We start from the raw sequence: 22,695 nt of genomic DNA, 5'->3' as shown, positions 1-22,695 counted from the left end.
CTGCTCTACTGAAAGCCGTGCTGCCGGCCAATGACAAGTATATGCATAATATAGCCGACAATCTCAACCGACTTCACCGACAGATTCAACAAATCGCTGAACGGGCAGGGCGCGATGCGGATAAAATCCAACTGCTTGCGGTCAGCAAGGGCCAGCCCGCTACCGCAATCCGTACAGCCTATGAGCTGGGTCATCAGCGCCACTTCGGCGAAAACTATCTCCAGGAGGCGCTGGAGAAGCAGCGGGCACTGGCGGACCTGACCGATATCTGCTGGCATTTCATCGGGCCACTACAGTCCAACAAAACCCGAAAAGTGGCAGAACAATTTGATTGGGTGCACAGCGTTGATCGGTACCGTGTGGCAGAACGCCTCAATACCCAGCGCCCCGCAACCCGGGGGCCCCTGAATGTCTGCCTGCAGGTGAATATCGACAGCGAGGCAAGCAAGTCCGGCATCGCGGTGGCAGCGCTGCCAACCCTGGCAGAAAAAATCATTGAATTGCCTCACCTTAACCTCCGCGGGCTGATGTGTATCCCGCGCAGTCAACCCGACTTGCAACGACAACGAATGGCCTTTGCCCAACTGGCAACACAACTGAACACACTTCGGCACTCCACCCGGCTGGCCAGATTGGATACACTCTCGATGGGCATGTCGGATGACCTTGAGGCGGCCATTCTTGAGGGATCCACCATCGTGCGTATTGGCACAGCCATTTTTGGCCCCCGGCAAACCCCTGGGTAACCATCCACAACCTTTCGATTAAGGAAACATCTGTGAACAAACCCACACTGACTTTCATCGGTGGCGGCAATATGGCCAACAGCCTGATTGGTGGCCTCATCGCCAAAGGCTATCCGGCAGACGCCATTACTGTCACCGATCCACTGGAGGCCAACCGCCAGCAATTGGCCAGCACCTTCGGCGTTCAAACCTCAACCGATAACATGGCCGCTGCAGCCAAAGCCGAGGTCATTCTGCTGGCCGTAAAACCACAGGTCATGAAAACCGTGACCGAAACAATCACCGGCGCTCTGGGTCACCGACCTCTGATTATTTCGATTGCAGCGGGGATATCCATGGCGTCACTGGAGCAGTGGCTGAGTGCCGACCTGCCGATTGTTCGCTGTATGCCCAACACGCCGTCACTGGTTCAGACCGGTGCCGCCGGCCTGTTTGCCAACGGGCAGGTATCCGACGATCAAAAACAGCTCACCAGTGATATTCTCAATGCCGTGGGGACTTCCTGCTGGTTGCAGACAGAAGCAGAGATTGATGCCGTGACCGCAGTTTCAGGCAGTGGTCCCGCCTATTACTTCCTGATCATGGAAATCATGCAGGAAATCGGCGAAGAGCTCGGACTGTCGCCGGAAGTTTCGCGGCAACTCACCTTGCAAACTGCCCTTGGGGCGGCAAAAATGGCCATCAGCAGCGATGTTGATGCCGCCGAATTGAGGCGGCGGGTCAGCTCCCCCGGCGGCACGACGGAGCGCGCTATAGAGGCTTTCGAAGCCGGCAATCTGAAAACACTGTTTCGTGAGGCAATGAATAGCGCGGTGAAACGCGCAGCAGAGATGGCCGACGAACTGGCAAACTAACCGTCAAAAAACAAGGCAACCTATGAGTACATTTACCCAGGCCGGCACTTTTCTGGTTCAATCCCTCGGCAGCTTTTACCTGGCGGTGGTGATGCTGCGCTTTCTCCTCCAGCTCTCCCATGCCGACTTCTACAATCCGATTTCCCAGTTCCTGGTGAAGGCCACCCATTTGCCCAGCAAACCCCTGCGCAAGCTGTTTCCCACCTATCGGCATTTTGATCTGGCCAGCATCGCGCTGGCGCTGCTATGCCAATGGCTGGTAATTCAGCTTACCGCTTCGATCAACGGCCTCGGCATGATGAACATTCTGTCGGCCCTGGCCTGGGGCGCGGTGGGCGCCATTTATCTTGTGTTGAACCTGTATCTCTACGGTCTGCTGATCGTCATTATCGTCAGCTGGGTGGCACCACAGAGCAATCACCCCGCGCTGACACTGCTAAACCAGCTGATTCGTCCCGTTATGGCACCCTTTCAGCGGATTATCCCGCCGCTGGGTGGCCTGGACCTATCACCCATTTTCATGTTTCTGGTGATCAATATGCTGCAGATTTTTGTGCACGGTGCAGCCAGGTCACTGCAGGTGCCCTCCGGCCTTGTGCCCGGCATCTGATGGGAGAACACTACCGGTGGCAAGAGGGCTGTCTGCTGTTGCACTGCCGGCTGCAACCACGAGCGTCCAAAGATGAAATTGTCGGACTTCAGGGAGACCGTCTGAAGATCCGGATTACCGCACCGCCGGTGGATGGCAAGGCCAACCAGCATTTGATTGCCCTGGTCAGCCGCTGGTTCGGCACACCCAAATCCGCCGTCAGCCTGCTGCAGGGAGAGACCGGTAGACAAAAAACATTGCGGATTGAAAGTCCGACCCGGCTGCCCGACAGGGCAGCTATTGAGCGGCCAGAGATTTAACCGCCTGGGTGTGCCAGCGCCATTTTCTGCACCCGGACCAAATCGGCAATACCGTGCTTGGCCAGCAACATCATTTCCTGCAGTTCTCCTTCGGTAAACGGTGCCGCCTCAGCCGTGCCCTGAATTTCGATAAAACCACCACTGCTGTTCATGACCACATTCATGTCTGTTTCCGCCGTCGAATCTTCTGCGTAATCAAGATCCAGCACTGGCACACCCTTATAAATGCCTACCGAAACCGACGCCACCATATTGGTCAGGGGATTGGTCTTGATTTTACCGCGCTCCTGCAAGTGACTAACTGCATCGGCAAGCGCGACACAGGCGCCGGTGATAGAGGCGGTACGAGTGCCACCGTCGGCCTGAATCACATCACAGTCCACCGTAATGGTATGCTCACCCAGCGCCTTCAAATCCATGGCCGCCCGCAGTGAGCGGCCAATCAGGCGCTGGATTTCAAGGGTTCTGCCACCCTGACGCCCTCTTGACGCCTCGCGGGCCATACGCTCACCGGTGGAACGGGGCAGCATACCGTATTCAGCGGTCACCCAACCCTGCCCCTTGCCGCGCAGAAAGCGTGGTACAGAGGACTCGACACTGGCGGTGCAAATGACTTTGGTTTCACCAAACTCCACCAAGACAGATCCCTCTGCATGCCGGGTGTAACTGCGGGTGAGCTTTACAGCACGGAGCTGCTCGGGACGACGGCCACTGGGTCGGGACATGGAAAAATTCCTGTAGTATTTTGAAGTAGAAAAGAGGCTGGCATTCTAACCGAATTGTCGACCGTATGTGGCGCCGTGTTACCATAGATCGTCAATTCCACCCTTCTCCCGGAGATTCCCATGCCCAGCAGCATGACTGCCTTTGCCCGCCACAGTATCGAGTGCCACTGGGGCACCGCCGCCTGGGAAATCCGCTCTGTCAATCACCGCTATCTGGAAACCGGTTTCAGAATGCCGGAAACCGTCAGGGATCTTGAAGCGACCCTGCGCGAACTGACCCGAAAACACCTGCAACGTGGCAAGGTGGACTGCACCCTGCAACTCAATATCGCCAAACAATCCGGTGAAGTAGCCATCAATCAACCCTTGGCAGAGCAATATATTACCGCCAGCGAACAACTGGCCCGCCTGATGGCTGATCCCGCAAAAATCTCACCGCTGGACATCTTGCGCTGGCCGGGGGTGCTCAGTGAACCCGAGATCGACCGGGAGGAGCTCAAGAACACACTGCTGCGATTGTTTGAAGAGACACTGGATCAACTGGTGGAGGGCCGTCGACGGGAAGGTGGAAAACTCGGTGAACTGGTCGAACAGCGACTGGACGGCATTGCCGTGCAGCTGGCTACCGTGCGATCGCGATTGCCGGAACTGCTGGCCGCCCAGCGCCAGAAGCTGATTGACCGACTGCAAGAGGTGAGCACCGATCTCGATCAGAACCGACTGGAACAGGAGCTGGTGTTGATTGCACAACGGGCCGACGTGGACGAAGAACTGGACCGGCTGGATACCCACCTGGGTGAAATCCGCCGGGTGTTGCAACGCCAGGAACCGATTGGCCGGCGCCTGGACTTCCTCATGCAGGAACTCAACCGCGAAGCTAACACCCTGTCCTCAAAAGCCATTGCCACTGATACCACCAACGCAGCGATCGAGCTGAAAGTCCTGATCGAACAGATGCGCGAGCAGATCCAGAATATTGAATAAGCAGCGGTTCTCTTGGCCTGATGCCGCGATACTGGTCACACACCCGCCGATAATTCAATAAAAGCGCCGCCTCTCTGATGCAGTCAATGCGCGATTACGTTATTGTAGCAACCTTCAAATCTGGTGATGCGTCACCAACCTGCAGCGACCAAAAAACTGGTGGAGCATCGGATATCAATGTCGACAACAGGTACTCTGTACACGGTATCAGCACCTTCCGGTGCCGGAAAAACCAGCCTGGTAAATGCGCTTTTACAGCAGTGTCGGGACATCTGTGTTTCCATCTCCCACACCACCCGACCAATGCGACCCGGCGAGCAAGACGGTATCAACTATCACTTTGTCGATCAGGCAACGTTCAGCACCATGCTCAGGGAAAATGCGTTCCTTGAACATGCCAGGGTATTCAATAACTATTACGGCACGTCGCGTAGCTGGGTAGAACAAACACTCGCCCAAGGGCTCGATGTTATCCTGGAAATTGACTGGCAGGGTGCTGCACAAATCCGTCGTCTGATCCCCGGCTGTATCGGCATTTTCATCCTGCCGCCGTCACTGGCCATTCTCGAACAACGTCTTAACGGTCGCGGACAGGATGAGCCCGCCATCATTCGCCAACGGCTGGCAGAGGCGCAACTGGAAATGTCCCACTATACGGAAGCGGACTTTCTGGTGATTAATGACCATTTCGACACGGCCCTGACGGAACTCCTGTCAATTATCATCAGTCACCGACTGAAACTGGGCGCTCAGCGCCAGCGCAACAGCAAATTACTCAAGGATTTGTTGTCCTGATACCCGCAATTTTGTAAACTGGAAGTCGCCGTGGCATTGCCGCGGCTTTTTGTCTACACAGATTGTCAATCAATAACATCCCACTTAAATAAAGAAACGGAATCAAATATGGCCCGTATCACTGTCGAAGATTGCCTTGATCATGTGGAGAACCGCTTTGAACTGGTCATGGTCAGCTCCAAGCGGGCACGCCAGCTCGCTGTCGGTGGCAAGCAACCAAATCTGCCCTGGGAAAATGACAAACCCACCGTCATGGCATTGCGCGAAATTGAAGAGGGTTTCATTGATGCAAGCATTCTGAAGCAGAAAGAAGAACCCGAAGAAATGCTGTTGGAATATGGTGATTTTGAAGATACCTCAGCTCCCGAGCTACCAGTAGCCCCTGAAACCGAGTAAACCGTGACCGGGGGAAGCCTTGCAAGCCGTTGATGCACTAAGCAACAAGCTCTCCTCCTACCTCGAACAGCAAGAAGTCCAGGCTATTCTCGACGCCTATCAGTTCGCGACTGGCTGCCACGAAGGTCAGTTGCGCCAGAGCGGCGAACCCTACATCAGCCACCCCCTCGCTGTCGCCAACATTCTCGCAGACATGCATCTTGATGCAGAAAGCCTGATGGCGGCCATGCTCCACGATGTCATTGAAGATACCGGCGTCAGCAAGGAAGACCTCGCTGGGCGCTTTGGTTCCACCGTCGCTGAGCTGGTGGACGGTGTGAGCAAGCTTACTGAAATTGAGTTTGCTTCCCGAGCCGAGCAGCAAGCAGAAAACTTTCAGAAAATGACCCTGGCCATGGCCAGGGATATCCGGGTTATGCTGGTGAAACTGGCTGACCGGCTCCACAACATGCGCACCCTTAAAGTGCTCAGCGCAGCCAAACGGCGGCGGATCGCCAGGGAGACTCTGGACATTTACGCCCCCATTGCCCAGCGACTGGGGATCAACGATATTCGTGTGGAATTTGAGGATCTCGGCTTTGCGGCGATGTACCCGATGCGCCATCAGCGCCTGCGGGTGGCGCTCAAATCCGCTCGCGGCAATCGCAAGCACATTGTTGAAGAAATCAAGGACAGCATTGAAATTCGTCTCGACAAGGAGCTGATCTCTGCCGAGGTCACAGGTCGGGAGAAACATCTCTGGAGCATCTACCAGAAGATGAAGATCAAACGAAAATCCTTTCGCGATATCATGGACGTCTTTGCCTTTCGCATCGTGGTGGAGACAGTGGATGACTGTTATCGCACGCTGGGCGTGATCCACAATCTGTTCAAACCGGTACCCGGTGAGTTTAAAGATTATGTTGCCATCCCCAAGGTAAACGGCTACCAGTCCTTGCACACGGTATTGATCGGCATGCACGGGGTGCCTATCGAAGTGCAGATCAGAACCCGGGACATGGATGCCATGGCCAACTTCGGTATCGCCGCCCACTGGCTTTACAAGTCACGCGAGGAAGGAAACCCCAGAACCAGTCGCTGGGTACAGGGACTGCTGGAAATCCAGCAAAAGGCGGGGAATTCACTGGAATTTATCGAACACGTTAAAGCTGACCTGTTTCCCGATGAGGTCTATGTCTTCACGCCAGGCGGCCAGATTATTTCATTGCCCTCGGGGGCGACGCCGGTCGACTTTGCCTACGCAGTTCATACCAATGTGGGCAACACCTGTGTAGCCAGCAAAATTAACGGACAGCTAACCTCCCTCTCCGAACCCCTGGAAAGTGGCTGCAAAGTGACCATCATCAACGCCAAGGATGCGCAGCCCAATCCCTCCTGGCTGAATTTTGTCGTGACGGCCAAAGCCCGCAGTGCCATCCGCCACTTCCTGAAACATCAGCAGCACGAAGAATCCGTTGATCTGGGCAAACGCCTACTCGACCGGGCACTGGAGACTTTTGGCAGCAACTATAAAAATATCCGAAAATCCTGGATCAAGCGTCTGCTGGTTGAAACCGGTGCCGCCAATTTTGAAGAAGTTCTGGAGCAAATTGGTCTCGGCAACCGTCTTGCCTACGGCGTTGCCAATCTGATGGCGCCACCCTCAATGCGTAAGACTTACGTCCCCGAGGAATTTGAATCACCCATTATGATCGACACCAGCGACGGGCTCATCATCAGTTATGCCCGTTGCTGCCACCCGATTCCCGGCGATCCGATTCTCGGCCATCTCAGCCCTGGCCGGGGCCTTGTGGTACACCGTGAGTCCTGTAAAAACCTCAATGAAATTCGCACCAATGTCGAAAAGTGCATGGCGCTGAACTGGTCTCCCAGGGTCAAGGGAGACTTTTCGGTGGAGTTCAAAGTGGAATTGACTTCCGAGCGGGGCATCATCGCCGCACTCGCTGCACGCATTTCCGAAAGCGAAGCCACGATTCAGCAAATCAGCATCAAGGAGAGAGATGCCCACTCCAGCGTCGTGGACTTGGTGATTGATGTCAAAGGGCGTATTCACCTGGCCAATGTGATGCGTAAAATTCGCAACTTGAAACAGGTGCAACGCGTTTATCGCACCAAGAATTAATCCTTAGAGGACAAACCCATGTTAAATAAAGCCGTCATCAGTACGGACAATGCTCCCTCCGCCATAGGCACTTACTCCCAGGCGATAAAAGTCAGTAACACCGTTTACCTGTCAGGTCAGATACCACTCGACCCCGAGAGCATGCAGGTAGTGGAAGGGGGGATTTCCGCAGAAATCGACCAGGTATTCAAAAATCTGGCCGCCGTCTGCGAGGAAGCTGGCGGCTCTCTAAAAGATATTGTCAAACTGAATATTTTCCTGACTGACATGGGCAACTTTGCCTCTGTCAATGAAGCCATGGCCCACTATTTTACTGCACCCTACCCAGCGCGGGCGGCCATTGGTGTCAAGGAATTGCCCAAAGGGGTTGGCGTGGAAATGGACGGTATTATGGTCATCTGAAAAGCCGCCTACTCCGGCGATTCGGATATCAGCGCAGCGTAGCCTTCCCTGAAAGTGGGGTAAAGAAACCGGTAGCCACTTTCTAGCAGACGTTGATTGCTACAACGCCGATTACCGGCCCGGCCGGCACTGGCTGTTGTAACAGTATCAGTCATGTTTATGTCCAATTGCTCTGCCAGCCACCGATGCACGTCATAGAGAGGCGCAGGTTCGTTATCCGTTGCAAGATAGAGGCTGTGCAGCGGCCTATCGTCCCGGTAGCGCTGTAGGAAATGCACCAGCACCCCGGCGCAATCCTCTGCATGAATGCGATTACTCCACTGAACTGGTTTTGGTGGCGCCAGCTCCCCTTTGTGTATCTGCGCCAGCATACGTCCCCGACCGGGCCCATAAACACCGGCGTAACGAATCACTACAGCGGGCACTGGCAATCTGCCAATCAACCCCTCGGCTTGAAGTAAGCGCTTACCACGATAGGATGCCGGAACAGTATCCGATAATTCATCAACCCACTCACCCCCACCCTGACCATAAACCCCCGTGCTGGACACCCAGAGCACCGGTCCAGAACACCAGCCACTGTCTCGAATCGCCTTGGCCAGCGACTCGGCACCCGCCACATAACTGGCCCGGTATCCTTCGTCACTCATCTCTCCCGGCGTCAGCGTAACGACAATGGCATCAATACCGGCTGTACGCAGCAACTCAGTGAGATGAGGGGTGTCGCAAATATCTCCCGTTACCGATGGAATTGTCGCAGGCAGCCGATCCGGATGGCGACGCATCGCCAGGCCTGTCCACCCCTCCAGCATCTGCAGCCTGTGAATGCAACGAACCCCGATGTCACCACAACCAATAAATAATACTTTCAATCGTCTTTCCTTTTTTAATTTGCTTTGGCTATTATTGGCGTAGTTAGTGGCAGGAGTACCATCGTATGACCTTAACGGAATTACGCTATATCGTCACATTGGCACAACAGCAACACTTTGGCCAGGCGGCAGAGTTATGCCATGTGAGTCAACCCACACTGAGTATCGCCGTCAAAAAACTCGAGCAGGAACTCGGGGTTGATCTTTTTGAACGCTCCAAGAACAGCGTGCGACCGACCCCCATCGGCGAGCAGGTGGTTGCCCAGGCACAAAGGGTGCTGGAGGAAAGCGCGTCCATCAAGGATATTGCCTCAGCCGGCAGAGACCAGCTCAAGGCACCACTCTATGTGGGTGCTATCTTTACCATTGGCCCATACCTGTTTCCACACTTCATTCCGGCATTGCAAAAGGCTGTGCCGCAAATGCCGCTAGTGGTAGAAGAGGGCTTTACCGCCACACTGCGACAGCGACTGCGCAAGGGGGAGCTGGACGTGATTATCGTGGCGCTGCCATTTACTGAACCCGACGTGGTTACTCAACCACTGTTCTCTGAACCTTTTGTCGTATTGATGCCCGAAGATCACCCCCTGGGCAAAAAGAAAACTATTCATCCCGTCGATCTGGACGACGAGAATGTCCTGTTGCTTGGTGAGGGCCACTGCTTTGGCGACCAGGTCAGGGAGGCCTTACCCAACCTGAACAAACACCTCGATGAAACCCAGAGCCAGATTCGCACCCACAGCGAAGGCAGCTCGCTGGAGACCCTGCGTCATATGGTCGCCTCCCGACTGGGCATTACCATTCTGCCGCAGTCCGCAGCTATCGGCGCTGGCTACAAAGACGGGTTACTGATTACCAGACCTTTTGCGGATCCGGTTCCCTGCCGAACGGTGGCACTGGCCTGGCGGGCCAGCTTTCCACGACACAAGGCAGTCGATGCACTGCGGGAAGCCATCAAAATGAACTCGCTACCCAGCTGCCCACCCTGTGCTGCATGAGCGAAGTTGTTCTTGACCAGCTACCGGTTACGCGCCTGAAGGGCGTTGGAACCCAACTTGCCATGAAACTGGCCAGACTGCGTATTCACAGTGTCCAGGACCTGCTGTTCCACTTACCCATCCGCTATCTGGATCGCACTCGAATTACGCCGATCGGTGCACTTCAACCCAACAGTGATGTCGTCATCGAAGGAGATATTCGCGGTTGCGATTTCGCTTTTGGCCGACGCCGCAGTCTGATCTGCCGGGTACAGGATCACACAGGGATTATCACTCTGCGATTTTTTCATTTCTCCACGGCCCAGCGACAAAACCTTGCCCGTGGAGGCAAGCTGCGCTGCTTTGGCGAAGTCCGTGCGGGCAGCACCGGACTTGAGATGTACCATCCCGAGTACCAATTCCTCGACGAAAATCCGGCGAAACAGCCGCTGCAACAGCATCTGACAGCGGTTTACCCCGTTGCAGAGGGTGTGAACCAACAGCGGTTGCGAACCATTATTGACCAGGCACTTGCCCTACTGAGCGACCGATCACTGACAGAATTTCTTGAACAGGACAACGCAGCTCCGTCCCTGGGAGACGCCATAAAATTTCTTCACCAACCCCCGGCCGATGCCCCACTCGATCTGCTGGCCAGTGGCGAACACCCGGCCCAACAACGGCTGGCTTTTGAAGAAATGCTGGCACACCAGCTCAGCTTACTGCGGCTTCGGCAAGCCATCAGACAACACCGGGCCCCTGAGCTGAAAGGGGATGATACGGTGCTGTTGGAATTTCTGGAATCCCTGCCATTTCCGCTGACCAACGCCCAGCAGCGGGTCAGTCAGGAAATCAAGCAGGACCTGGAGAAGCCCAGTCCGATGTTACGGCTGTTACAGGGCGACGTGGGCTCCGGAAAAACCGTCGTCAGCGCAATAGCAGCATTACAATGTGTCGCCAGTGGGCGGCAGGTGGCCCTGATGGCACCCACTGAGATACTGGCCGAGCAGCACCGCAATAATTTCACCCGATGGTTGGAACCACTGGGTATTCAAATCGCCTGGCTCACGGGCAAAGTCAAGGGCAAGGCCCGCGAAAGACAGCTGGCCATGATCGGCACTGGCGATGCTCAGATTGCCATCGGTACCCATGCACTTTTTCAGGATCAGGTCCAGTTCCACGGCCTCGGTCTGATCATCATCGATGAACAGCATCGGTTTGGTGTGCACCAACGTCTTGCCCTGCGCAACAAGGGACAGCATGGCCAGATCCCCCACCAGCTGGTGATGACCGCAACACCGATACCCCGGACCCTCGCGATGAGCGCTTACGCGGATCTTGACTGCTCCATCATCGATGAGCTGCCACCGGGGCGCTCACCGGTCAGCACCGTCGTCATTTCCAACCAGCGTCGTCTTGAGGTGGTAGAGCGGGTGCGCAATGCCTGCGCGCAGGGATGCCAGGCCTATTGGGTCTGCACCCTGATTGAAGAATCGGAATTACTCGAAGCGGAGGCTGCGGAAGCAACTGCAGATGCCTTGCACCTGTTGTTGCCCGAGTTGCCTATTGGGCTCATTCACGGCAGACTCAAACCGGCCGAAAAGGCTGCCACCATGTCGGCCTTTAAAGCGGGAGAAATCCAACTACTGGTTGCCACCACAGTGATCGAAGTGGGTGTTGACGTGCCCAATGCCAGCTTGATGGTCATCGAAAATCCGGAGCGATTAGGACTGGCACAATTGCATCAACTGAGGGGACGGGTGGGCCGTGGCCAGGCGGAAAGTTATTGTGTCCTGCTCTACAGCCCACCACTCTCCGCCGCTGGCAGTCAGCGCTTGGCTATCATGCGACAAACCAACGATGGGTTTCAGATTGCCGAGAAAGATCTACAGCTGCGCGGTCCCGGCGAAGTGCTGGGCACCCGGCAAACCGGCGATGTTATGCTGCGTATCGCTGACCTGCAACGCGACGGCCACATGCTACCGAAAATCCGGAGCACCGCCGAAAAGATGCTCGCAAAAAGTCCCGACCGGGTGTCCGCCATTATTCGTCGCTGGCTGGGGGAAACCGATCATTTCAGCCAGGTTTAGGTTCATACTGAATCATTCGTCATTTTACTTGAGCAAAAATGTGACATTTATGTGACAGATTCTTATACTCGCGCCCTACAACGAACAGAGGACATCTCATGGTTTTCAGCAATCCTCTCTCCAACCTCTTTGGCAAATCCCCCATCAGTCCCCTGCAAGCCCATATGACGGTGGTGGTTTCCTGTACCGAGAAACTCGCCGATTTTCTGGCTGCAGCGATTGCGGAAAACTGGCAACAGGCCGACAAGGTGTTTGACGAAATGTCAGACCTGGAGCATCAGGCCGATGTTATGAAGCGGGAACTTCGTCTGCAATTGCCCAAGAGCCTGTTTATGCCAATGGATCGTACCGATCTGCTTAACATGCTCAGCCAGCAGGATCGCATTGCCAACCGCTCCAAGGATATCGCCGGCCTGATGCTTGGCCGAAAAATGGTAATCCCGGAACCTCTGCAGGAAAAAATGAGCGAATTTGTCGGGTCGGCCATTGAAGCCTGCCGCCAGGCCCACAAGGCCATCAATGAGCTCGATGAACTGCTCGAAGTCGGTTTCAGCGGCAAGGAAGTGGACTTTGTGGAAAACCTGATCCACGACCTGGATAAGCTGGAAGACAGAAGTGATCACCTCGAGCAGACTATCCGGCATCATCTGTTCAAACTTGAACTCGATTTACCCCCGATCAACGTGATATTTCTTTATCAAGTCATCGATATCATTGGCGAAGTCGCCGATCTGTCTCAGAGTGTGGGCGGCAAACTACAGTTGCTTCTCGCCCGGTAACCAAAACCAGAAAACGGGAATTCAAACCAATGACCCTACTTGCTGAACACGGTCAGTTATTGATTATCCTCGCCTGTGTATTTGGCGTATTTATGGCCTGGGGAGTCGGGGCCAACGACGTAGCCAACGCCATGGGCACCTCGGTGGGCTCCAGGGCATTGACTGTCAAACAGGCCATACTTATTGCCATGGTCTTTGAGTTTGCCGGTGCCTATCTGGCGGGCGGTGCCGTCACTGACACCATACGCAAAGGCATCATTGATCCGTCGGTACTGGCCAACTCACCGGAACTCCTGGTCTTCGGCATGATGTCGGCTCTACTGGCTGCGGGAACCTGGCTGATGTTGGCCAGCATCATGGGCTGGCCGGTCTCGACCACGCATTCCATCGTGGGTGCCATTGTTGGCTTTGCAGCCGTGGGAATTTCTGTGGATTCAGTCAATTGGGGCAAGGTGGGCAATATCGTCGCCAGCTGGGTCGTCTCACCATTGCTGGCGGGGGCTCTCTCTTACATGCTGTTTCGCAGTGTACAAAAGCTTATCCTGACCCAGGACGACCCGTTTATGCGGGCCAAGAAAATTATCCCTTTTTATATGTTTGCCGTCGGCTTCCTGATTGCCATGGTGACCATGCTAAAAGGCGTCAAATATGTTTTCCGGGACATGGGTATCAGCCTCTCTTTCGGCCAATGCACGCTGATTGCCATTGTGATTGGCCTGCTGGTCATGGCTCTGGGAACCCTGCTACTGCAACGGGTTAAACGGGATGAAGCAGCGGAAAAAAACAACCGGTTTGCCAGTGTGGAGCGGGTTTTTGCCGTGCTGATGATCTTCACCGCCTGCGCCATGGCATTTGCCCATGGTTCCAATGATGTGGCCAATGCGGTCGGTCCACTGGCAGCCGTCGTCAGCGTGATCAACTCGGGGGCTGTTGAGGCACAAGCTGCAATGCCGCGCTGGATTCTGTTGCTTGGCGGGATTGGCATCATATTGGGGCTGGCCACCTATGGTTTCAAAGTCATGGGCACCGTGGGGAAAAAAATTACCGAGCTGACCCCGAGCCGGGGCTTCGCCGCCGAGTTGGGCGCGGCGGCAACCGTGGTACTGGCATCCGGCACTGGCCTGCCAATCTCCACGACGCACACGTTGGTCGGTGCCGTACTGGGTGTCGGGTTGGCCCGCGGCATCGCAGCCCTCAATCTGCGCGTCGTCGGCACGATTTTCATGTCCTGGTTAGTGACCCTGCCCGCCGGCGCCGGACTGGCCATTCTGTTCTTCTATGTAATCAAGAGCATCTTCGGCTAACGGGCGAAGCCGAAAGCCCGGCGGTGTGTCGGGCTTTGATCAAACGAGCAGGCCCTGCTCACCCTCACTTCTGGCAATGACCACCGCCCCACAGGAATCACTGAAAACGTTCACTGAGGTTCGCAACATATCCAGAATACGGTCGGTCACCAGCAACATGCCGATCGCTTCCAGCGGCAGGCCGATTACCCCGAGAATGACCGTAATCGCCACCAGACTGGCCGACGGAATCCCCGCCACCCCAATCGAAGTCAGCAGCGCCACCAGCACAATCGTAAACTGGGTGACAAAACTGAGCTCCAGACCATAGGCCTGGGCGATAAAGATAGCGGCGACGCACTCGTAGAGTGCCGTACCGTCCATATTGATGGTGGCACCCAACGGCAGCACAAAGGCACTGGTGCGATTGGATACCCCGGCATTTTTTTCCACACATTCAATCGTCACCGGCAAAGTGCCGGATGAAGAGGCCGTTGAAAAGGCGGTTAGCATGGCCGGCAACATGGCCCGGTAATGCTTCAACGGGTTCAAGCCAGCGAGTCGCAGCACCAGCGCCAAGGTCACAAAAGTATGAACCGCCAATGCCAGTACAACCGTAATAAAAAACATCATCAACGGCTGGAAGGCATCAAACCCGGTAGCCAGAATGGTTTTGGCCACCAGCCCCAACACGCCCAGCGGTGCAAATTTCATGATGAACAGAGTGATTTCCATCATGGTCTCGTAAACACCATTCCAGAAACCCAACAGGGTCTGCGCGGGTTCCTTGCTGATACGCGTCATGAACACACCGAACAACAGGCTGAAAAAAATCAGCCCCAGCATTTGTCCATCTGCCGCTGCCTTGACGATATTGGGCGGTACCATCCGCAGAAATACCCCGGTTATATCACCGACACCCCGGCCCTCAACGGCTACCAACTGGGAAGAAACCGCCTCCGGTTCGCTGAGATTGAGCCGGCTGCCCGCTGCCTCGCCGTCAATGACGCCGGGGGACAGAAGATTGACCAGCAACAGACCAATCAGGATTGCCAGCAGGCTGCTACAAAGGTAGAAACCGACGGTCTTGGCACCGAGGCGCCCCAGATTGTCACTGCCGCCCAGCCCGGCGATACCCACAATGATGGAGGACATCACCAACGGCACAATTAGCATCTTCAGCGCGTTGAGAAACAGCATCCCGATAAAGTCAAAGATACTGTAGAGACTCACACCCAGCAGGGTGGTTTTTATATCGAACAGAAGGCCGATGACGACCGCAGCAAGAATCGCAATCAACATCTGCCAGTGTAATTTTAACTTTCCCATATCTGTTCCCTGCCCCTGTTGGGTTTGCTGTCCACCGGATCGCAGCCGGTAGCCATGGTTATTTGTTTTCACCACGCAATGCGGCAACTTCGGCCTGCAACCGGCCGACTGAAGCACTTTCGGCCGGTATAGGGGTACCCGCAATCACCGCCACCTGCCGCCAGCCCGGTCGAAACGGCTTTCTGAATGCACCACCGTGACTGCGACTGAAAAAACTCTTCCAAAGTCCCTGTAGTGCCATTGGCACTACCCTTACCGGGTTTCGGGCCAGTATTTGCTCAATGCCTTTTTTAAAGGTATCGATCTCGCCATCCTCGGTGAGCTTGCCCTCCGGAAAGAGGCAGAGCAACTGACCCTTGTTCAATGCCTCATCAATCATTTCCATGGCCCGTTGATAGGCCGCCGGATCCTCACCCTTTGAACAAATCGGAATGGCACCGCCAGTGCGAAAAATAAAATTCAGTACCGGTAACTCGTAAATCGGTTTATACATGACAAAGCAAATCGGTCGCCGCACCGCACCGGCCAGCAACAGCGCATCCACATAACTGACATGATTGCAGACCAGAATGGCGGGGCCTTTCAGTGGTATCAGCTCCAGACCGCGATGTTTTACCCGGTAAAGGCTGTGGCCTATCAGCCATACCAGAAAGCGCATGGTGAACTCGGGCACCTGCAGAAAAATAAACACCGCCACGGCAATATTCATCAGCGCCAGCACCAGGAACAATTCCTCAATGCGGAAACCTGCCGCGCCGAGAAACAGAATGCCCAATAGGCTGGCCAACACCATAAAAAATGCGTTGAGAATATTGTTGCTGCCGATAATTCTGGCACGCAGCTGTGGCTCGGTGCGCGCCTGCACCATGGCGTAGAGTGGCACGATATACAAACCGCCAAAGAGTCCGAGTAGTGCTATATCCAGCAACACGCGCAATCCATCGGGACGGAGTATGAAACCGGCGACATCAACCGGGCTCTCAGCAGCGTAACCGGTGGCGGCAAAATACAGATCAATGCCAAACAGGCTGAGGCCGATAGCACCCAGCGGTACCAGGCCAATTTCCACCCGGGCACCACTCAATCGGCCACAGAGCATTGCTCCCACAGCCACGCCAACGGTAAAGGCCGAAAGTATCAGGGCAATGACCCCCGGCGTGCCCCGCAGCACGGTGATGGTGAAATTGGGCATCTGGGTCAAATAACTGGCCCCCAACATCCAGAACCAGGAAATGCCCAGAATCGCCAGAAATACAGACTGCTTTTCAGTGGCCAGCCTGATCAGCTGCCAGCTGATCCTGGGTGTATTCCAGTCAATCCTGAGTGAAGGAGCTCGGGCTTCAGCCAGCGGAATTTGTCGACTGCTGCACCATCCCGTCAGGGCCACACAGATTACAACAGTACCCACCAACCAGTATGCATTGGCCGTTCCACCCAGTAAGCTGCCGGCAATCGTACCAACCAGAATCGCCACAAAGGTCCCCATGCCCACCCGGGCGTTACCTGCCAGCAACTCATCATCACCGAGGTGCTGGGGTAAAATGGCGTACTTTACCGGCCCAAAAAACGCGGACTGCGCGCCCATCAGAAACAGCACTGCCAACAGTAGCCAGAGAGCACCGAACCAGAAGGCCGCGGCACCCAGCAGCATGATCAGGATTTCAGCCAGCTTGATACGCCGGATAATAAGCGATTTTTCGTACTTGTCAGCCAATTGGCCGGCGAGGGCAGAAAACAGGAAAAAGGGCAGAATAAACAGGCCCGCTGCCAGGTTGACGACGGTGTTAACATTGGCAGCCCCGGCGATACTGGCACTGACGATCATCACCAGAAGCGCATTTTTAAACAGATTATCGTTGAGGGCACCAAAGAACTGGGTCAGAAAAAGTGGCAGAAACCGCCGGGCTTTCATCAGTTCATTGCTGCTGTTACTCACCCGCACATCCTTTTTATTCCTCAGGCTGACATATTGCCGTTGCACCCAGTGTTATTCAATGACATTGCCCGAGCACCCCACCGCGGCACATAATCAACCACAAGCTTTGTCGGGATTACCATGAAACACCTGCTGATACTGTTTGTTGTGCTATTTCCCACCGTTGGCCTCGGTGCCGAGGGGGACGACGAGCGCTTTTGCAGTACCATCAACCTGTATCTCGAAAATGATCTGTTTGGTGAAACAGACCAACACTACACCAACGGCATCCGCTTCTCCTGTGTTTCACAGGATCTCAGCTCCTACCTCAAAGACCCTGATCTGCCCGATTGGGTCAGGGAGGCAAACCATCGACTGCGGTTTTTTCACAGCCTGAAGGATGCGGAGACCCTGCAGCGCAATCTGGTGATCAGCGCCGGGCAACTGATCTTTACTCCGGGTGAAAAAGACATCTCCACGCTGATTGAAGATGACCGGCCCTATGCCGGATACCTTTATCTCGGGTTCGCTTACCATATCCGCGACCGGGAACAGCTGGACACACTTGAACTCAACGTCGGCATGGTGGGACCCGCATCCCTGGCAGAAAATGCACAGGATCTGATTCATGATATTCGCGATATCGACAAATTTCAGGGCTGGGATCACCAATTGGAAAACGAGCTTGGGCTGCAGTTAGTCTATGAACACAAGCGGCGCTACAAGCTGGCCAAACAATGGCCAAACCAAGACGCCATTGTTCACGCCGGTGGCAGCCTCGGCAATGTGGCAACCTACCTTAATTTTGGTGCCGAGTACCGGATTGGCTGGCAGTTGCCTGAGGACTTCGGCACTGCCGCCCTACGGCCCGGTGGCGACAACAGTGCGCCAGGACGGGGCGATCGACGCCGTTGTCGTCTGCCCATCTGTGGCCTGCATGCTTTTATTTCCTTTGATACCCGATTAGTGGCACGGGATATTTTCCTGGACGGCAACACCTTCGAAGACAGCCATCGAGTTGATCGACGACCCGTGGTGGGGGATGCCGCCGTGGGCTTCAGTTTTCTGTTGTCCGGCTGGAAAGTGTCCTACGCAAAGGTGTTCCGAACCCGTGAATTTGAAGAGCAACGCAATACCCATCAGTACGGTTCCCTATCCATTACTTATTCCTGGTAAGCTTTCTTTTCAGGACAGCAACACCGATTTGGCGAAAGCGGTAATGCCATAACCGGTTACCTCGAGCCTCAACACAGAAAAATAAAACAGCTTTGCAGGCGAAATGCTAAGATCTGCGCCATGCACGATATCCCGCTCAGTCTTCCGCCCCTGTCACTTTACGTCCACATTCCCTGGTGTATCCGCAAGTGCCCCTACTGCGACTTTAACTCCCACACCAGTGACGGACACTTGCCTGAGGACCAATATGTCCAGGCTCTGATCCGTGAGCTGGAGATAGAATTGCCCTATGCACAGGGTAGAAACCTGTCCTCCATTTTTTTTGGCGGGGGAACGCCAAGCCTGTTTTCCGCCGAGAGTATCGGCAGGGTTGTTCAGGCTGCCCGACGACGCTTCGGTTTTAACGACACCATTGAAATCACACTGGAAGCAAATCCCGGCACCTTTGAGCAGACCAAATTCAATGGTTTTCGCGATGTCGGCGTCAACCGGCTGTCAATTGGTATCCAGAGTTTTAATGATCGCCACTTGACAAGACTGGGCCGGATCCACTCGGCAGAAAATGCCCACGCCGCTGTAGCAATGGCCCAATCCGCCGGTTTTGACAATATCAATCTGGACCTGATGCACGGCCTGCCGACACAAACCGAGGCGGAGGCAATAGCCGACCTGCAACAGGCCATCAAGCTCGCACCAGTGCATATTTCCTGGTACCAACTGACCATCGAACCCAACACCGAGTTTTACCGTCGCCCACCCACCCTGCCGGCTGAGGATGTGCTCGATAGCATTCAGGAAAGCGGCCATCAATTATTGGCGGATAACGGCTATTTCCAATATGAAGTCTCTGCTTTTTGTCGCGAGAAAAAATTTGCTCTGCACAACAGGAATTATTGGGAGTTTGGCGATTATCTGGGTATTGGTGCCGGGGCGCACGGTAAGATCACACTACCCGATGAGCAGCGCATTACCCGCACGGCAAAAACACGCAACCCGGGGGATTATCTGGCCAGGGGAAATTCATTTATTGCCAGCTGTAAAAACATTCCCGAAAATGAACTGGCACTGGAATTCATGATGAATGCCCTGCGTCTCAACCACGGTGTGGAAAGATTGTATTTTGAAGAGAGAACCGGTATTTCTCTTAATAAAATCAATGGAATTTGTGAAAGATTGATCGCCGCAGGTTTGCTGGAAAATTCGCCTTCACATATTGTCACGACAAAAAAAGGCCACCGGTTTCTAAACACTGTACTGGGCTATTTCAGCGAATAATCTGCTGCTTGTTTCAAAAATTTTTCAACAACAGCCCGACACATCAATGCGATCATTGCCAAAGGGCAAATCAATACCACAGCCTTTAAAAATACCCTGATGGCAGTGAAAATCACCATAAAATTCAAAATGCTCAGCAAAGCGGGTCTCCCGCAACATCCGGTAACTGTTACCGCAAACCGGAAAGTCTTTTCCCGTTTCTATTCGGTGATGGCAGTCCAGTAAAAACTGATTTTCTAAACCCGGAATAGTACCCTTGTAGATCACTGACTGGCCGTAATCTTCACAGGCCGGCTCGAGATTTTCCAGCTTGAAAAGCCGGTAGGTTGCCGAGTAAAAACGCAACGGGCCAATTTTCTGAACTATGTCAGGATTGCCAACGCTCAGCGGACGATCCTCAACCAGTCTCGGATCGGCAAAACCGACCTGCTTGGCCAGTTGTAGAAAATCATTCCAGTAGAGCGCCCCGGCCAGGCACTCACCGTAGAGCACGGGGTCATTTGACAGCTCGACAGGAACCCGACGATCGGCATAGACATCGGAAAAATACAGCTCACCACTGGGCTTCAATAACCGATGGGCCTGGGCCAGAACCGCTCGCTTGTCGGGGGACAGGTTAATCACGCAATTCGAGACAATCACATCAAAACTTGCATCGGCCAGATCCAGCTCGTCGAGGTTTTCCAGATAGCCTTTGATAAAACGCACATTGGCTTTTTTGAAACCAAAGGCTTCCCGGTGAAACTCGATATGACGGTTGGCAACAGCCAGCTGTTCGTCCGTCATATCCACGCCGACCACTTCACCGGTCTCACCGACCAAAGCGGAGAGCACATAGCAATCCTGCCCCGAGCCACTGCCCAGATCCAGGATCCTGAGACCACTCAGCAGCGCCGGGGCAATCAAGCCACAGCCATAGTATTTGCCACTCACTTCCGGGTGAATTTTTGCCATGATCGGCTTGATGACATCGGGAACACTATCCACCGTGCAGCAGGCATCCGTCTGCAAATCCTCTGAACCCTGCAATGCCCTGCCGTAATAGTCTTTGACGATATCGTACATGGGACTCCTTAGCTCGCCTCTATGCTGTGATCAATGACAATCATTTCAGCCACGCCGACGGCTTCTTGTTGGATGCCTGAATCCTGCCGCTGTTACAGATTGTCTGGAATTTGTCACAGACAGTAGGCGATTGTCTTGTTTGTTGCACCGAACCTATTGAACCATATAACTGAATTAACCTGTCAAACGGTAAAATTGGAAGCCTGTGTACCTGAAGAGCAGATCGATATTGGCCATGCAAAACACTGCATCAATCGGCACAAATACGACTGATGCATGTATTATTTTCTCAACCACCTCACTAAAGGGGCTACTCGAACTGCCAGCCAGATAGAATTACCGGGGAAACTGGCCGATGGGTTCAACGGCTGCTTAGCTTCAGCTGAAAGCCAATTTTTTTAAGGTACCGTTGCTCCGATGCCAGTGCTGCACTGGTCAGCGGATGGCGCTCCAGCCAGTCAGCATCAAAGGCGAGCGTTACTTCCGACTCCTTGACCTTCGTGGCAAACATCGGTTTACCCTCCACTGGCGTCACATACTTAAACAGGGCGGCCAATCGCAGCAGGATACAGAGACGCTTTAAGCGGATGCGCTGCTCAGCTTCGTAACTGACAAATTCACCCGCCGGAAACTTTTGCCTGTGGCTGCGCACCAGGAGCGCCAATTCCCGCTGCATCTGTTTACTGAAACCCGCCAAGTCTGAATGCTCGATAAGGTATTGCCCATGCTTGTGGAATTGACTGTGCGCTATACTCAAACCCACTTCATGCAATCTGGCCGCCCAGCACAACAGCGGCCGGTCAGACTCATCCAGCTGCCAGTCATCGGCCACGGCATCGAATAGCAGAGTGGCCATGGACTCCACCTGATCCGCATTTTGCTGATCTGCTTCCGATCGCAGCATCATAGCCATCACGCTGCGTTCCCGGACATCCTCGTGTTCGAATCGACCCATGATTTCATAGATGACACCCTCCCTGAGAGCACCACTGGAAGTGTGTATCTGCTGAATATTCAAGGCGTCAAAAATGGCACAGGTAATGGCAACGCCCGACACAATCACCCCACGCCGGCGCTCGCTCAAACCTGATAATTCCGACAGTGAATTGATGTCCTTATATTGCAACAGCAACTTCTTCAAACGCCCCAGGTTGGCCGCACTGATACCTTCCCCGGCCCAGCCCTTGTCAATAATCAACTTTTCAATACTGGTCATGGTGCCCGAGGAACCCACCCCGTTATCCCAACCATGGTTTTTATAGGCCTTACGAATTTTCAGCACTTCCTGATAGGCAGCGCGGTAGGCTTTTTCAAACCGTTTCGGCGAGATCTTCCCCTGCCGGAAGTATCGATCACGGTAGGTCACACAACCCATATGCAGACTTTCACGCAATTTGGCTTCAAAACGCTGGCCGATAATAAATTCCGTACTGCCACCACCGATATCCACCACCAGGCGGGAGTTATCGTCATCGGCAAGGGTGTGGGCCACCCCGAGATAGACAAGCCGGGCCTCTTCACGACCGGAAATCACCTCCACTGGATAACCCATCAGCGCTTCCGCCTGCCTGATAAAGAGTGGAGCATTTTTTGCGGCGCGCAGGGCGTTGGTTCCCACGATCCGAACCTGTTCCGGCTGCAGTGTATCCAGGGCCTGACGAAAACGTGCCAGGCAGGCGAGTCCTCTCTCCATGGCCTCCGGGGCCAATCGGTTTGACTTCATACCGGCACCCAACTGGACCCGGCCGCCAAAACGCTCCACGGGTCGCATTTCGTTTTGCGTCACCCGGGCAACAATCATGTGAAAGCTGTTCGAGCCGAGGTCAATCGCTGCCAGCGTCTTGCCCTGGCCATTTGCCACGGAATTTTGCAATGCGGGTTTTCCTTGTGGTTTAGTAAGGCTACCGGCACTATAGTCGGCACCATCAGATCGCCGTCCGGAAGATAGTATTTTCCAATCCCTAAATGAGTCTGAAGGCCGGGATTGAGTCAACCTGTGTT

General features: G+C 54.4%; 21 protein-coding genes. 15 read left to right on the top strand and 6 right to left on the bottom strand.

All coding sequences use genetic code 11. The annotated features are described in order from the left end of the window. Positions 1-41 precede the first annotated feature (41 nt). Genes AACZ64_RS12540 through AACZ64_RS12525 form a run of 4 tightly spaced genes read left to right on the top strand, consistent with a single transcriptional unit; the run spans position 42 to position 2,509 of the window. Positions 42-746 carry a YggS family pyridoxal phosphate-dependent enzyme gene (locus tag AACZ64_RS12540; protein ID WP_293614415.1) on the top strand — a complete coding sequence of 235 codons (705 nt, stop codon included), beginning with the start codon at positions 42-44 and terminating at the stop codon, positions 744-746. 32 nt (positions 747-778) lie between these two features. After that, positions 779-1,600, top strand: coding sequence for a pyrroline-5-carboxylate reductase (gene proC, locus AACZ64_RS12535; protein ID WP_293614416.1), 822 nt, complete (start codon positions 779-781; stop codon positions 1,598-1,600). A 22-nt stretch (positions 1,601-1,622) separates the two neighbouring features. Then, positions 1,623-2,210, top strand: coding sequence for a YggT family protein (locus tag AACZ64_RS12530; RefSeq protein WP_293614417.1), 588 nt, complete (start codon positions 1,623-1,625; stop codon positions 2,208-2,210). Continuing rightward, positions 2,210-2,509, top strand: coding sequence for a DUF167 family protein (locus AACZ64_RS12525; RefSeq protein ID WP_293614418.1), 300 nt, complete (start codon positions 2,210-2,212; stop codon positions 2,507-2,509). Before AACZ64_RS12530 ends, AACZ64_RS12525 begins: the two co-directional genes overlap by 1 nt. On the opposite strand, the gene rph is transcribed toward AACZ64_RS12525, so the two are convergent. Further along, positions 2,506-3,234, bottom strand: a complete 729-nt coding sequence (gene rph / locus AACZ64_RS12520; RefSeq protein ID WP_293614419.1) for a ribonuclease PH — start codon at positions 3,232-3,234, stop codon at positions 2,506-2,508. The two genes, AACZ64_RS12525 and rph, sit on opposite strands and share 4 nt — an antisense overlap. A gap of 120 nt (positions 3,235-3,354) precedes the next feature. Between rph and AACZ64_RS12515 the strand changes: the two genes are divergently transcribed. The 5 genes from AACZ64_RS12515 to AACZ64_RS12495 all read left to right on the top strand — a co-directional run bounded on the left by AACZ64_RS12515 (position 3,355) and on the right by AACZ64_RS12495 (position 7,933). Beyond that, positions 3,355-4,218, top strand: coding sequence for a YicC/YloC family endoribonuclease (locus AACZ64_RS12515; RefSeq protein ID WP_293614420.1), 864 nt, complete (start codon positions 3,355-3,357; stop codon positions 4,216-4,218). A gap of 177 nt (positions 4,219-4,395) precedes the next feature. After that, on the top strand, positions 4,396-5,013 hold the full coding sequence (gene gmk, locus AACZ64_RS12510) for a guanylate kinase (protein ID WP_293614435.1): 618 nt from the start codon (positions 4,396-4,398) through the stop codon (positions 5,011-5,013). Positions 5,014-5,121: 108 nt separating this feature from the next. Continuing rightward, positions 5,122-5,409: a DNA-directed RNA polymerase subunit omega gene (gene rpoZ / locus AACZ64_RS12505; protein ID WP_293614421.1), complete on the top strand. Its 288-nt coding sequence runs from the start codon at positions 5,122-5,124 to the stop codon at positions 5,407-5,409. A 19-nt stretch (positions 5,410-5,428) separates the two neighbouring features. Further along, positions 5,429-7,531 (top strand): bifunctional (p)ppGpp synthetase/guanosine-3',5'-bis(diphosphate) 3'-pyrophosphohydrolase, encoded by a 2,103-nt coding sequence (locus tag AACZ64_RS12500; protein WP_293614422.1) that lies wholly within the window; start codon positions 5,429-5,431, stop codon positions 7,529-7,531. Positions 7,532-7,549: 18 nt separating this feature from the next. Then, positions 7,550-7,933 carry a RidA family protein gene (locus AACZ64_RS12495; protein ID WP_293614423.1) on the top strand — a complete coding sequence of 128 codons (384 nt, stop codon included), beginning with the start codon at positions 7,550-7,552 and terminating at the stop codon, positions 7,931-7,933. Positions 7,934-7,941: 8 nt separating this feature from the next. Here the strand turns inward: AACZ64_RS12495 and AACZ64_RS12490 are convergent, their stop codons facing one another. Beyond that, the gene (locus tag AACZ64_RS12490) at positions 7,942-8,805 is read right to left on the bottom strand and encodes an NAD-dependent epimerase/dehydratase family protein (protein ID WP_293614424.1); all 864 of its coding nucleotides are present in this window, start codon (positions 8,803-8,805) and stop codon (positions 7,942-7,944) included. A 65-nt stretch (positions 8,806-8,870) separates the two neighbouring features. On the opposite strand from AACZ64_RS12490, the gene AACZ64_RS12485 reads away from it, so the two are divergent. From AACZ64_RS12485 to AACZ64_RS12470, 4 genes are all read left to right on the top strand, one after another. After that, the gene (locus tag AACZ64_RS12485) at positions 8,871-9,803 is read left to right on the top strand and encodes a hydrogen peroxide-inducible genes activator (protein WP_293614425.1); all 933 of its coding nucleotides are present in this window, start codon (positions 8,871-8,873) and stop codon (positions 9,801-9,803) included. Further along, positions 9,800-11,872 carry an ATP-dependent DNA helicase RecG gene (gene recG, locus AACZ64_RS12480; RefSeq protein WP_339640273.1) on the top strand — a complete coding sequence of 691 codons (2,073 nt, stop codon included), beginning with the start codon at positions 9,800-9,802 and terminating at the stop codon, positions 11,870-11,872. Before AACZ64_RS12485 ends, recG begins: the two co-directional genes overlap by 4 nt. 98 nt (positions 11,873-11,970) lie before the next feature. Next, the gene (locus tag AACZ64_RS12475; protein ID WP_036858928.1) at positions 11,971-12,651 is read left to right on the top strand and encodes a TIGR00153 family protein; all 681 of its coding nucleotides are present in this window, start codon (positions 11,971-11,973) and stop codon (positions 12,649-12,651) included. Between the two features lie 29 nt (positions 12,652-12,680). Beyond that, positions 12,681-13,955, top strand: coding sequence for an inorganic phosphate transporter (locus AACZ64_RS12470; RefSeq protein WP_339640270.1), 1,275 nt, complete (start codon positions 12,681-12,683; stop codon positions 13,953-13,955). 39 nt (positions 13,956-13,994) lie between these two features. On the opposite strand, the gene AACZ64_RS12465 is transcribed toward AACZ64_RS12470, so the two are convergent. Both AACZ64_RS12465 and AACZ64_RS12460 read right to left on the bottom strand, forming a co-directional pair. Beyond that, complete coding sequence (locus AACZ64_RS12465; RefSeq protein WP_293614428.1) at positions 13,995-15,263, bottom strand: dicarboxylate/amino acid:cation symporter; 1,269 nt, start codon at positions 15,261-15,263, stop codon at positions 13,995-13,997. A 58-nt stretch (positions 15,264-15,321) separates the two neighbouring features. Further along, positions 15,322-17,199, bottom strand: coding sequence for an MFS transporter (locus tag AACZ64_RS12460; RefSeq protein ID WP_293614429.1), 1,878 nt, complete (start codon positions 17,197-17,199; stop codon positions 15,322-15,324). Between the two features lie 120 nt (positions 17,200-17,319). Here AACZ64_RS12460 and AACZ64_RS12455 point away from each other — a divergent pair, with 120 nt between their 5' ends. Continuing rightward, positions 17,320-18,354 carry a lipid A deacylase LpxR family protein gene (locus AACZ64_RS12455; RefSeq protein ID WP_293614430.1) on the top strand — a complete coding sequence of 345 codons (1,035 nt, stop codon included), beginning with the start codon at positions 17,320-17,322 and terminating at the stop codon, positions 18,352-18,354. A 120-nt stretch (positions 18,355-18,474) separates the two neighbouring features. Next, the gene (gene hemW, locus AACZ64_RS12450) at positions 18,475-19,629 is read left to right on the top strand and encodes a radical SAM family heme chaperone HemW (protein WP_293614431.1); all 1,155 of its coding nucleotides are present in this window, start codon (positions 18,475-18,477) and stop codon (positions 19,627-19,629) included. A 24-nt stretch (positions 19,630-19,653) separates the two neighbouring features. Here hemW and AACZ64_RS12445 read toward each other — a convergent pair whose 3' ends face one another. Together AACZ64_RS12445 and AACZ64_RS12440 are read right to left on the bottom strand one after the other, a co-directional pair. After that, positions 19,654-20,694 (bottom strand): methyltransferase domain-containing protein, encoded by a 1,041-nt coding sequence (locus AACZ64_RS12445; protein ID WP_293614432.1) that lies wholly within the window; start codon positions 20,692-20,694, stop codon positions 19,654-19,656. A gap of 361 nt (positions 20,695-21,055) precedes the next feature. After that, positions 21,056-22,567: a Ppx/GppA phosphatase family protein gene (locus tag AACZ64_RS12440; RefSeq protein ID WP_293614433.1), complete on the bottom strand. Its 1,512-nt coding sequence runs from the start codon at positions 22,565-22,567 to the stop codon at positions 21,056-21,058. Between the last annotated feature and the right edge of the window lie 128 nt (positions 22,568-22,695).

The organism is uncultured Porticoccus sp., assembly GCF_963975625.1.
In the GTDB taxonomy this organism is placed as follows: Bacteria; Pseudomonadota; Gammaproteobacteria; order Pseudomonadales; family Porticoccaceae; genus Porticoccus.
Note: the sequence above shows the minus strand (reverse complement) of the source record. Positions and strands in the feature narration are given on the sequence as shown.